The organism is Sinorhizobium sp. (assembly GCF_059070375.1).
Window position 1 is genome coordinate 1,113,930 of sequence record NZ_JCACWC010000002.1, and the last position, 11,816, is coordinate 1,125,745.

Below are 11,816 nucleotides of genomic sequence, written 5' to 3' on the forward strand. Positions count from 1 at the left end.
TGTCATCATATGAGTTTGCCGGCCACGAATTTTGTTGAGGCCGGCTTGAGCGCTTAAGGCTGTGCGGAGGTCTTCAGTTTCGAATAGAGCTCGTTTGCCCGATCGATGTGCTCGGCCATCGCCGCAGCGGCGGCCTCCGCGTCGCCGCCGGCGATTGCCTTGTAGATGCGCTCATGCTCTTCGATCGTCAGGCGCTCCGCGCCTTTCATGGCGACGAGATCGCGCTTGAAGCGCGAAAGCCAGTCGAGCATGCCTTTCGAAACGGCAGCGATCATCGAATTTCCGCTCATCTCGGCGATGATCACGTGGAACTGCATATCGACAGCGACGAAGCGCGCCTGGTCGCCCCGAGCCTCCTGAAGCTGACGGATGGAGTCAGCGAGACGATCGAGGTCGCGCGCCGTCGCACGCCGTGTCGCGACGCGCACCAGACCGGTTTCGAGCAGGAGCCGCACCTCCTTCAACTCCTGCAAGCCCCTGGGATTGGTGGCCAGCATCATGATCATCGCCGCCGAGATCTGAGCAACGATGACGTCCGGCGTGGGGTTGATGACGCGCGCCCTTTCCCCGTGGGAGATCTTTATCAGGCCCATTTGCTGCATTGCCAGCATGGCCTCGCGAATCGAGGGGCGCCCGACGCCGATCATGTTCATCAGCTCTTTTTCCGAAGGGAGCTGCGAACCAGGCGGAAACTCAGAGGTCGAGATCGCCTCCATCAGCCGGTCGAGCACCTCGACGTAAAGCTTCTTTTTTTGAACTGGCTCCATTCGACTCTCCAAAGACGGCGCAACCACCTTGCCGCGTTCTTCATAGCAATCCGAATCTCCGCGGCAAACAGGCGTGGAGCAAGATTGACATTACATATATGATGACCTAACGTCCAGCCGTACACGATTGAGGAGAACCCGATCGGTAGATGGCGGTGCCATCTGAACAAGTTCTTTGGGAGGAGAGCGCAATGACACTGACAAGACGTGAATTCACCGTCGCCACACTGGCAGGGCTTGCGGCGACGAGCGGCATGACCCTTGCTGTCCGGGCGCAGGGCAAGAAGACGATTGCCGTCCTTTTCGACGGGCTCTACTCGGAATTCTGGGTGGCGGGCATTCAGATCATTCGCGACGATCTCAAGAAGCGCGGCTTCGAGATCATGGAAGCGATCTCCGACCAGGACGACAACAAGCAGTTCGAGCAGGTTCGTGCAGCAATCGCCCGCAAGGTAGACGGCATCATCATTGTACAGACGGATTCCAACGCGGTCATCCCGGCGATCAAGGCTGCAAACGAGGCCAAGATCCCGATGGTGCACTTCAACCGCCCGCCGGCCAAGACGGAGGCTTTCTCGGTCGCCATTCAGGCGGACAACCAGAAGATCGCGCGCGATGCCGTGACTTACGCATGCGAGGTGGCGAAGAAATCCGGTCAGAAGCACAAGGCCGCAATCCTGATCGGCGATCTCGGCGATCCCAACGCCATCCAGCGCCGCGACGGTTTCGAAGAAGCGGTCGCCCAGTTCGCCGACACGATCGAGGTGGTCGCCAAGATCCCGACGGAATGGAACGCCGATACCGCGTTTGCGGGCCTGACCAATGCCCTGCAGGCCAATCCAGACATTTCGTTCCTGTTCACATCATCGGATTTCCTGATCCCGCAGATCCAGCAGGCGCTGAAATCTGCGGACAAGTGGCACAAGGTCGGCGAAGAAGGCCACGTCATCTTCACCGGCTTCGACGGTTTCCCGGATGCCTATGCCTTGATGAAGGACGGCTACATGGATGCCTGCGGCGTTCAGAACCTGTTCTTCGAAACCGAACTCGCCATCCAGGCCATTCTGGACCTGCAGGAGGGCAAGACGGTCGATCGATTGCTCCTCGATCCCGGTTTCGCGATCACCCAGGCCAACATGAGCGAGAAGGCGGCCGAGATGTGGGGCTACGTTCTCTGGAAGGAAAAGAACCCCGGCTGATTTCCGGGCTTCCGGCACGCGGACGCGCGTTCCGCCGATCTCCCGGTCCGCCACAATTCTCCCGGGCGGCGCGGCTCCTCCTGCTGCAGTCCATAGCAGACAGGTGGAGCCGCGTGTCCGCCCACCATTCGATGAGTTCGACAACGAGGCCGAAATGCCACTTTCAGCGTCAAGCGACACGCTTGCGGCACCTACTGAGCGACCGAGAGCACTGCGTTGGGCGAAAATCCTTCTCTCGGAATATTTCGTCCTCGTCCTCTGCGTCGTCTACGTAGCGGCAATCTACCCTTTCGTGCCCGAGATCCTTTCCTGGGAGGTGGCGTCTAACATTCTGGGCGACATGATGCCGTTGCTGGTCGTCGGCATCGGGCAGACCTTCGTCCTCATCATTGCCGGCATCGACCTCTCCATCACCGCGATCATTTCCATGGCCGCCGTCGTCGGCGCCTCGGTGATGACGGGCACGGACGGCTATCTGTCGGGCTCCGCCCTCGCCGTTCCCGCCGCAATTGTCGCCATGCTGGCCGTCGGGGTGCTGGTCGGCGCCGTCAACGGGCTCTCCGTCGTGAAGCTCAACATGCCCTCCTTCATCGTCACGCTTGCCACGCGAATGTTCTTCGCAGGTCTCGCAATCTGGTACGTGACCTTCCATTCGACATCGTCCTCCATCGCAAATCTTCCGGAGGGCTTCACGTCCTTTGCGACCGGGGCCGTCCTCGGCGTTCCCTACACGGTGGCACTCGCCGTATTTATCGGCCTTTCTGCCCATGTCCTGCTGTCGCACACACAGTTCGGGCGGTGGGTCTATGCGGTCGGCGCAAATTCCAGCGCCGCCCGGATTTCCGGCGTGCCGGTCAGCCGCACCATCCTGTTGACCTTCCTCATCAGCGGCGCCTGCGCCTCCGTCGCAGCGATGATGTACGCCTCGCGCATGCAGACCGGCTCCCCGATCGCCGGCGAGAACATCCTGCTCGACGTCATTGGCGCGGTGGTCATCGGTGGCACGAGCCTTTTCGGCGGCAAGGGCAAGATCGTCTGGACGGTATTCGGCGTGCTCTTCCTGCTGCTCATCGACACGTCGATGAAGCTGCTCGGGTCGTCGCTCTTCATGATCTACATCATAAAGGGCGGCGTCATCCTGCTTGCAGCGACGGTCGACACGTTTCGCCATCACCTCCTGGTAAACCGATAGGACGGGCGATGACGAAACTTCTGGAAGTCGAAGGCCTGACCAAATCGTTCTTCGGGGTAACCGTCTTGCACGGCGTCGGCTTCTCGGTCGAAAAGGGCAAGGCACTGGGGCTTGTCGGTGAAAACGGGTCCGGCAAGTCGACCAGCATGAACATCCTCGGCGCGGTCCACAAGCCGAACGCCGGGAGTATGCGGCTCGATGGCGCTATCTATGCCCCGGCCGATCCGAAGGATGCTTCGGCGGCCGGAATCGCGTTCATTCACCAGGAGCTCAACCTCTTCCCGAACCTGACGATCGAGGAAAACCTCTTCATCGACAGGTTCCCCCGGCGAAATATCCTGCCCTTCATCAACCGTGCGCAGATCCGGCGGCAGACGGAAGAGTACCTGGCGCAGGTCGATATTTCGCACCAGCCATCGACGCCGGTGTCGAAACTCAGCCAGGGTGAGCGACAACTCGTCGAGATTGCCAAGGCGTTGTCGCGCAATGCCAGGCTCATCATTTTCGACGAGCCGACCACCTCTCTGACGCGCCCGGAAGTCGAACGCCTGTTCGCTATCATCGGCCGGCTGAAGAGCCGTGGCATCGGCATCATTTACATCAGTCATGCGCTGGAAGACGTGATGGCGGTCTGCGACAGCATCGCAGTCCTTCGTGACGGGCATGTCGCAGGCACCGCGGAAACAACTGCGATCGACGTGCAGCGCATCATCTCCCTGATGGTAGGGCGGTCGATCGACGCCATCTACCCGGAGCGCTCCGTCAAACCGACGAGCGACATCGTTCTTTCCGTCTCGGGCCTCAGCCAGCCTGGCGTGGCGGAAAACATCACCTTCGAGATTCGCGCCGGGGAGGTCGTGGGCCTCGCAGGGCTTATGGGTTCCGGTCGATCGGAACTCGCTCGAATGCTGTTCGGCCTCGATCGATTTGCGCGCGGGGAAATCCGCATCGACGGCAGGCTGCTTGCCGATCCGACGCCTGCAACGGCGATGGCCGCCGGCGTCGCGTTCCTGACCGAGGACCGCCGTGGCGAGGGCCTCGTCATGGATTTCACGATCGCCGAGAACATGGTGCTCGCTTCGCTGCCGACAGTCGCCGGCGCATTCGGCCTGGTCGATCGAAGGCGGATCAGCACTGTCGCGGCCGAGATGGGCCGTGCGATGCATCTTTCGACGGCCAAGGTCGACGACACGATGGTCAAGCACCTGTCGGGCGGCAACCAGCAGAAGGTCGTCATCGGCAAATGGCTTCTCCGCCAGCCTCGCCTGTTCATCCTCGACGAGCCGACGCGTGGCATCGACGTCGGGGCGAAGCAGGAAGTCTACCGCATCATCAACAGCCTCGTTGAGAGCGGAAGCGCCGTTCTGCTCATCTCGTCCGAGATCGAGGAACTCATCGGCCTTTCGGACCGCATCCTCACCATCAACCGCGGCGAACTGACCGGCAGCTTCGCGCGCCGTGACTTCGACCGGGAGGCCATAATGACCTCTGCCACGGGCCTTTCCGGGCCAAGAGAGGTGCAGGCATGAAAACAGGCAACCGACTTGTCCTGCTGCTCCTGCAGAACGCGCCCTATATTCTCTTCATCGTTCTCCTGATCCTGTTCGGGCTCGTCTCCGACCGCTTCCTCGCCTTCGCCAACTTCCGGAACATCGTCATACAGGCGACCCCGATCGCGATCCTGGCCATCGGGATGACGTTCGTGCTGCTTACGGGCCAGATCGACCTGTCGGTCGGCGCGAGCATGTATCTCACGGCGAGCGTTCTGGCGATCTACCTGCCCGGCATTCCGTGGCCGCTCGGGCTTCTGGCGGTCATGGCGATGGCGGGCGTCATCGGCGCGGTCAATGGTAGCGTGGTAACCCGGCTCGGCGTGGCTTCTTTTATCGTGACACTCGCCACGCTCTTCATCCTGCGCGGCATCGCGATGTGGCTGTCCAACACACGGACGCTCATGTTTCCCGACCAGATAACCGACCTGAACCGCGCCTCCGTGCTCGGCATTCCGTCCGCCATCGTTGCCTTCGTCGCCGTATTTGCGGCCGCCTGGCTGATCCTGCATCAGACAGCCTTCGGCCGTCAGGTCTATGCGGTCGGTGGCGACACCGAAGCGGCGCGAAAGGCCGGGCTCCCGGTTCGCCGTATCGTCCTCTTCTGCTTCATCATCGCAGGGCTTTGCGCCGGCATTGGCGGCTTCGTCTCGATCACGCAGATCGGTGCAGTCGGCCCGAAATATGGAGACCAGATCGAGTTTTCGGCAATCGCGGCGGCCGTCCTCGGGGGCGTCTCGCTCTTTGGCGGACGGGGCAGCGTGATTGGCACCGTGTTCGGGGCGATCCTCATCAAGACCGTGCAGAACGGCCTGAACATCATCAATGCCGACCCGTACATCTACCCGCTGGTAACCGCGGCCATCATCTTCATCGCCGTTGCGATCGACGGCCTGCGCACACGGATCATCGACAAGCTGGAGCGGCGGACCGTCCGTCCGCTGACAGACAGGTGAACGGAATAACGAAAGGACATCTCCCAATGACTTCGATTGCCCTGTTCGGCGCCGGCGGCAAGATGGGTTGCCGTCTTGCAAAGAATCTCCAAGGCTCGCGTTTCGACGTGCGCCATGTGGAAGTGAGCGAGGCGGGGAAGGCTCGCCTCCAAACCGAACTGGGGCTCTCCACACTTCCTGCGGACGCCGCGCTGGAGGGCGCCGACGCTGTCATTCTCGCCGTGCCGGACACCGCCATAGGCAAGGTCGCTGCCGGGATCGCGGACAAGCTCGCCGCCGGCACGATGCTTGTCATTCTCGACGCCGCCGCTCCCTTTGCCGGCCATCTGCCGAACCGCGACGACCTGACCTATTTCGTCACCCATCCCTGCCATCCACCGATCTTCAACGACGAGACCGATCCCGCCGCCAAGCGAGACTTCTTCGGCGGCGTGGCTGCAAAGCAGCACATCGTCTCGGCGCTGATGCAGGGACCGGAGGCGCATTATGCGCTTGGCGAGGAGATCGCCAAAGTCATTTGGGCGCCCGTCATGCGGTCGCACCGCATCACCGTCGATCAGATGGCGATGCTGGAGCCGGGCCTTTCGGAAACATTGTGCGCCAGCCTGCTCATGGTGATGCGCCAGGCGATGGACGAGTGCGTTTCGCGAGGGGTTCCAAAGGAGGCGGCTCGCGACTTCCTGCTCGGCCACATGAACGTGCTCGGCGCCGTGATCTTCGAGGAAACGCCGGGCGTTTTTTCCGATGCCTGCAACAAGGCGATCGAATTCGGCATCCCCGTTCTCATGAAGGATGACTGGAAGCGCATCTTCAACCGGGATGAGCTGACCGAAAGCATTCGGCGGATCACGTGAGGACGAACGGCATGTTGCATGGCGCCCTCATCGGCTGCGGGTTTTTCGCGATCAATCAGTTGAATGCCTGGCGCGACATCGCTGCGCGTGATGGCAGTGCCGACATCGTCGCTCTTTGCGATACCAATGCCGAGCGGCTTGCGGAGGTCGCCGCTGCGTTCGGAATTTCCCGCACCTATACCGACGCGGCCGAAATGCTGGAGCGGGAAACCCTGGACTTCGTCGATATCTGCACGACCGCTCCCAGCCACCGCGCGCTCGTTGAACTGGCCGCATCGAGGAAGCTGCCGGCCATTTGCCAGAAGCCCCTCGCTCCGACCATCGAGGATGCGCGCGCGATCGTCGATGCCTGCGAAAAGGCCGGGATTACGCTGATGGTTCACGAGAACTTCCGCTGGCAGTCGCCCCTCATGGCCGTGAGAGATATTCTTGCAAGTGGGCGCATCGGCCGCCCCTTCTGGGGCCGGGTCTCCTTCCGGTCGGCGTTCGACGTCTATGCAGGCCAGCCCTATCTTGCGACGGGCAAGCGGTTCATCGTCGAAGATCTTGGCGTCCATGTCCTTGATGTGGCCCGCTTCCTGTTCGGCGACGTTCTGGGCCTCACGGCCCGGCTCGCCCGCGTCAACCCGGACATCGCCGGCGAGGACGTCGCGACCATGATGCTGGCCCACGAAAACGGCGTAACGTCCGTTGTGGACTGCAGCTACGCGACCAGGCTGGAAGAGGAGCTCTTTCCGCAAACGCTCGTCGAGATCGATGCAAGCGAAGGATCGCTGCGCCTGTCTGCCGGCTACCAGCTCACGCTCACCAGCCGTACGGGAGGTGTCGAAAGACACGATCTCTCCCCGCCGCTGCTCCCCTGGGCGAGCAAGCCCTGGCACAATGTGCAGGAGAGCGTCCTGCTGATCCAGAAACACTGGGTAGAGTGCCTGCTTGCGGGAACGAGACCCAGCACGTCGGGTGACGACAATCTGAAGACCTTCGCGCTCGTGAATGCCGCCTATGAAAGTGCCGCAACGGGCGCGACCATCCAGTTGAGGGATGTCTGACATGGTCGAAGCCTATCCGACCCCGCAGGCGGGCAACAACGAGGCGGGCACCGTCCAGCGCCTGACAGCCGGACCACTGTCCGTGGAGCTGGAGGACGGCAACCTTCGTGCCGTTCGGTGGCATGGCAAGGAAGCGATTCGGGCCATCTCCTATCTCGTTCGCGATGCCAACTGGGGCAATCATGCGCTCGCCATTTCCGGGCTAAGCATCAAGGAAACCAGGGCCGACTTTTCTGTTCGCTACAGGGCCGAGTGCAAGAGCGATAGCGCCGGCCTCGCCATCGACGTCCATATCTCCGGAAGCGCCGGCGGCAAGCTGGTCTTCGATGCCGAGGCCGTTCCGAACGGCGACTTCGTGACCAACCGCTGCGGCTTCTGCATCCTCCACCCCATCGTGGGCGTGGCAGGGCAGCCGGTCGTTGTCGAACACACGGACGGCCGTAGGGAAGAGGCACATTTTCCCGATGTCATCGCGCCAGCGCAGCCGTTCTTCGATCTGCGTGCGATCACCCATGAGATTGCGCCGGGCATGACGGCGCAGTGCCGGATGGATGGCGACACGTTCGAGATGGAGGACCAGCGCAACTGGTCGGATGCCTCCTACAAGACCTATGTCCGCCCCCTCGCCCTGCCCTGGCCCTACACGCTCCCCGAAGGTGTGCCAGTGCGCCAGACAATCACCGTGATCTTCAGCGGGGAGCCGGACATCGTTCAGACCCACGCGCAACGGGACGAGGCCGTCAACCTCTCGACCGTCGCCAGAGCCGGCCGCAACCCGGACTTTGGCCTTGGCGTCCGTCCGGAGGACCTGGCGGATACGCTGGACAATATCGATCAACTGAGGGCGATTGCGCCGCAGCACCTCATCCTTGCCTTCAACCCGCTGGCCGGGCACAGCGTCTCCGCCCTTGAAGGATATGCCCGCCTCCTCTCGGCCTATCCCGCGGCAGCGACGCTGGAATATGTGCTGGCCTGCGAGCAGTCACCGCGGGTTGAACTGACCCATCTCGCGCGACGGGTTCGCGACGCGGGGCTCGGCCTTTCGGCGATCGCTGTCAGCCCGGCGCCAGACCTGAGATCGACGCCACCCGGTAGCGCATGGCCGGACTGCCCGGCGCTGGACGAGGTCTATGCGGCTGCAAGAGAGGCCTTCCCGGACCTACCGCTCGGCGGTGGTATGTTCAGCTATTTCACCGAACTCAACAGGAAGCGCCCACCCCTTGATCGGCTTGACTTCATCACTCACACGACGTCGCCGCTAGTGCATGCCGCAGACGATCGCAGCGTGATGGAGACGCTGGAGGCCCTGCCCTTCATCACCGCGTCCGTCCGCGCTTTCGCCGGTGACATGCCCTACCGGATCGGGCCGTCGTCCATCGGCATGCGCAGCAACCCCTATGGCGCATCGCTCAGCGCCAACCCGGATCGCCGGCGCATGACGATGACGGCCGACGACCCGCGGCAGCCGACGGATTTCGCGGCCGCCTGGGTGGTCGGATATGCCGCGGCGACGGCCGACGCATCATTGGACGTGCTTTCGCTCGGCAGTCTGACGGGTCCTTTCGGCGTTCTCGAAGCGGGAAGCCCGACTCCGGCCTTCAAGGCGGCACAATGGATCAGCTCCCTTGCCGGACGTGACGCCGTGCACGTCGAAAGCTCGGACCCGAGCAGAGTTCTCGCCGTCGGCGGCGGCGATACGGTGCTCGTCGCCAATATCACCCCTGAAAAGGTGCGTGTCATCGTCGACGGTGCGACAGCCATCGAACTCGGCCCCTACGGCCTTGCGAAACACCGGCTGGAGGGCGTCTCGTGAGCGGTGATCTCCTGCTCTGCTACTACGGCGACGATCTGACCGGGTCCACCGATGTGATGGAGGCGCTGGCGACACGTGGCACGCCCACGATCCTCTTCACCGCTATACCCACGGCCGACGAGATGAAACGCTTCCCTGGCCGAAGGGTCATCGGCATTGCCGGCACCAGCCGCAGCGAAACGCCGGAGTGGATGGACGAGAACCTGCCGCCGGTCTTCGAATGGATGAAGCATTCCAGCGCGGCCCTCTGCCATTACAAGGTCTGCTCGACCTTCGATTCCAGCCCCTCCGTCGGCAGTATCGGCAGGGCGATGGACATCGCGGCTTCCGTCTTCCGGCAGACCTGCATGCCGCTCGTCGTCGGCGCGCCGGAACTCAAGCGCTATACCGCCTTCGGCAATCTCTACGCGCATTTCGGGCCGGACGTGTTTCGTATCGATCGGCATCCCGTGATGAGCCGTCATCCCGTGACGCCGATGGATGAGGCCGACCTGCGCGTCCATCTCGGCCGCCAGACGGACAAGTCCATAGGCCTCATCGACTTCCTGCGTCTGAAGAACGGTCTGGCACCGGAAGAGCTGTCGCAACGTGCCAGACAGGAAGACATCCTGCTTTTCGACGTGCTCGACGAGGAAACCAAGGCCGCAACGGGCCGCCATCTGTGGTCGCTCAGAGAAGAGTGCCGGTTCGTCACCGGTTCCTCGGGCGTCGAGTACGCGCTCGTGGCTAAGGACGCCGGAACGCCACTCAGCGGCGAGGCTCGATCCGTTGCGGGCCCGGGCGGCCGGGGGCCGATTGCCGTCGTCTCCGGCAGTTGCTCACCGACCACGGAACGGCAGATCCGGCACGCGATCGACAACGGCTTCGATGGCATCCATGTCGATGCTTCCGCCCTGACGACGCAGACCGAGGCGACCGTTCAAGCCGCCATCGAGGCGGCGAGCACCGTGCTCCGCAGCGGCCGAAGCCCCCTTCTCTACACCGCGCTCGGCATTGCAGACATGCGGGTCGCCGGGCTCGAGGGACACCTGATCGGACAGGGGCTGGGACTGATCCTTGCCGGGCTCGTGCGTGGCCACGGCCTCAAGCGAGCCGTCGTCGCGGGTGGCGACACGTCAAGCCACGCGATCAAGCAGCTATCCATACTCGCACTCGAATTGCTCGCGCCACTGCCGGCATGCCCCGGCTCGCCGCTTTGCACCGGATTCCTGAAGACGGAGGGAGAACAACTAGAGATCGCATTCAAGGGCGGCCAGGTAGGCACGGATGCCTATTTTACGGTCGTTCGCGACATCTGATCCGCCAAGGGAAGCTTAGCAGAAACCCAGGCAGTCTTTCGATCGCGGAAAGACGGCCTGACACACGGAACGGGAGGTCTCCATGTCCACATTGCGTCGCAGCTTCACATTCGCCTGCCTGGCATCGATTTCGATGCTGGCGATAGCACCTCAGGTCGCCGTCGCCTCGCCAGACAAGCCGGTAATCGCCTTGTCCAACTCGTTCTACGGCAACACCTGGCGCCGCCAGATGGTCGACGCCTTCACAGCTGAGGCTGAAAAAGCCAAGGCGGACGGCAAGATCGCCGAATTCGTCGTGCTGAACGGCGATGGCAGCGTCAACCAGCAGAACAGCCAGATGGCGGAGCTCATCCTGCGCGGCGTGGATGCGATCGCCATCAACGCCGCCTCGGAAACCGCGCTGAACGGCCTTGCCGAGAAGGCATGCGCCGCCGGCATCAAGATCATCGCGTTCGATTCGCTCCTGACGGCAGACTGCGCTTACAAGCTCTCCTTCGACTTCACGGGCTACAAGACCGAACAGGCCAAGAAGACGCTCGAACTGATCGGCAACAAAGGCAACGTCATCGTTGTGCGCGGCGTGAAGGGTTCCGGTCCCGACAACCTGATGTACAGCGCCCAGAAAGCCGTTCTCGACGCCAATCCGGACGTCAAGGTCGTTGCCGAAGTTTTCGGGCAAGCCACGGCATCCGTCGCGCAGTCGGCAATCGCCAACGTGCTGCCGAGCCTCGGCCAGGTGGACGCGGTTCTCGGCCAGGGCGGCAGCGACGACTATGGCATCGCGCAGGCCTTCGTTCAGGCCGGCGGTCCTTATGCTGAAAAGCTCCCGGTCATCGAGGGCGGCGGCTCCAGCGATTTCGTGATCTGGTGGGCCGAACAGGCAGCCAAGGGCTACAAGACGACATCCATGAACACGACGCCCGGCATCGGCGGCGCCGCATTCTGGCTTGCCTACGAGATCGTCAAGGGCGCGACGCCCGCCAAGGAGATGACCATGCCGGTTGCCACCGTTGACGAAAGCAACCTCGCAGAGACCGCGAAAGACCTGAAGCCCGGCCTCATCATCAGCCCGAGCTTCAGCCAGGAATGGGTGAACGAGAACCTGATCAAGACAGCAAAGTAAAAAGCGCAGGAAGAG

General features: G+C 62.5%; 10 protein-coding genes. 9 read left to right on the forward strand and 1 reads right to left on the reverse strand.

Translation table 11 applies throughout. The features are described 5' to 3' along the window. Nucleotides 1-53 precede the first annotated feature (53 nt). Nucleotides 54-767: a transcriptional regulator NanR gene (gene nanR, locus AC5J09_RS09820; RefSeq protein ID WP_324764569.1), complete on the reverse strand. Its 714-nt coding sequence runs from the start codon at nt 765-767 to the stop codon at nt 54-56. Nucleotides 768-958: 191 nt separating this feature from the next. On the opposite strand from nanR, the gene AC5J09_RS09825 reads away from it, so the two are divergent. From AC5J09_RS09825 to AC5J09_RS09865, 9 genes are all read left to right on the forward strand, one after another. After that, a complete protein-coding gene (locus AC5J09_RS09825; RefSeq protein WP_324764568.1) occupies nt 959-1,966 on the forward strand; it encodes a sugar ABC transporter substrate-binding protein in 1,008 nt (335 codons plus the stop codon). Between the two features lie 154 nt (nt 1,967-2,120). Beyond that, entirely contained in the window at nt 2,121-3,158 is a 1,038-nt protein-coding gene (locus AC5J09_RS09830; protein WP_324764567.1) for an ABC transporter permease, read from the forward strand. A gap of 8 nt (nt 3,159-3,166) precedes the next feature. Next, nucleotides 3,167-4,687 carry a sugar ABC transporter ATP-binding protein gene (locus tag AC5J09_RS09835; protein ID WP_324764566.1) on the forward strand — a complete coding sequence of 507 codons (1,521 nt, stop codon included), beginning with the start codon at nt 3,167-3,169 and terminating at the stop codon, nt 4,685-4,687. Then, a complete protein-coding gene (locus AC5J09_RS09840; RefSeq protein ID WP_018096235.1) occupies nt 4,684-5,664 on the forward strand; it encodes an ABC transporter permease in 981 nt (326 codons plus the stop codon). Before AC5J09_RS09835 ends, AC5J09_RS09840 begins: the two co-directional genes overlap by 4 nt. 26 nt (nt 5,665-5,690) lie before the next feature. Next, a complete protein-coding gene (locus AC5J09_RS09845; protein ID WP_324764565.1) occupies nt 5,691-6,518 on the forward strand; it encodes a phosphogluconate dehydrogenase C-terminal domain-containing protein in 828 nt (275 codons plus the stop codon). Nucleotides 6,519-6,529: 11 nt separating this feature from the next. Continuing rightward, nucleotides 6,530-7,567, forward strand: coding sequence for a Gfo/Idh/MocA family protein (locus AC5J09_RS09850; RefSeq protein WP_324764564.1), 1,038 nt, complete (start codon nt 6,530-6,532; stop codon nt 7,565-7,567). Continuing rightward, nucleotides 7,560-9,380, forward strand: coding sequence for a D-apionate lactonase (gene apnL / locus AC5J09_RS09855; protein WP_416385284.1), 1,821 nt, complete (start codon nt 7,560-7,562; stop codon nt 9,378-9,380). The genes AC5J09_RS09850 and apnL overlap by 8 nt, the downstream gene beginning before the upstream one ends. Next, nucleotides 9,377-10,678, forward strand: a complete 1,302-nt coding sequence (locus tag AC5J09_RS09860) for a four-carbon acid sugar kinase family protein (protein ID WP_324764562.1) — start codon at nt 9,377-9,379, stop codon at nt 10,676-10,678. The genes apnL and AC5J09_RS09860 overlap by 4 nt, the downstream gene beginning before the upstream one ends. Nucleotides 10,679-10,760: 82 nt before the next feature. Continuing rightward, nucleotides 10,761-11,801: an ABC transporter substrate-binding protein gene (locus tag AC5J09_RS09865; protein WP_102761629.1), complete on the forward strand. Its 1,041-nt coding sequence runs from the start codon at nt 10,761-10,763 to the stop codon at nt 11,799-11,801. The last annotated feature ends 15 nt before the right edge of the window (nt 11,802-11,816 follow it).

Bases quoted from the DNA above. Each gene is read 5' to 3' on its own strand.
- AC5J09_RS09840 (WP_018096235.1), top strand. From the start codon at position 4,684: ATGAAAACAGGCAACCGACTTGTCCTGCTGCTCCTGCAGAACGCGCCC.
- nanR (WP_324764569.1), bottom strand. From the start codon at position 767: ATGGAGCCAGTTCAAAAAAAGAAGCTTTACGTCGAGGTGCTCGACCGG.
- AC5J09_RS09850 (WP_324764564.1), top strand. From the start codon at position 6,530: ATGTTGCATGGCGCCCTCATCGGCTGCGGGTTTTTCGCGATCAATCAG.
- AC5J09_RS09830 (WP_324764567.1), top strand. From the start codon at position 2,121: ATGCCACTTTCAGCGTCAAGCGACACGCTTGCGGCACCTACTGAGCGA.
- apnL (WP_416385284.1), top strand. From the start codon at position 7,560: ATGTCTGACATGGTCGAAGCCTATCCGACCCCGCAGGCGGGCAACAAC.
- AC5J09_RS09845 (WP_324764565.1), top strand. From the start codon at position 5,691: ATGACTTCGATTGCCCTGTTCGGCGCCGGCGGCAAGATGGGTTGCCGT.
- AC5J09_RS09825 (WP_324764568.1), top strand. From the start codon at position 959: ATGACACTGACAAGACGTGAATTCACCGTCGCCACACTGGCAGGGCTT.
- AC5J09_RS09865 (WP_102761629.1), top strand. From the start codon at position 10,761: ATGTCCACATTGCGTCGCAGCTTCACATTCGCCTGCCTGGCATCGATT.
- AC5J09_RS09835 (WP_324764566.1), top strand. From the start codon at position 3,167: ATGACGAAACTTCTGGAAGTCGAAGGCCTGACCAAATCGTTCTTCGGG.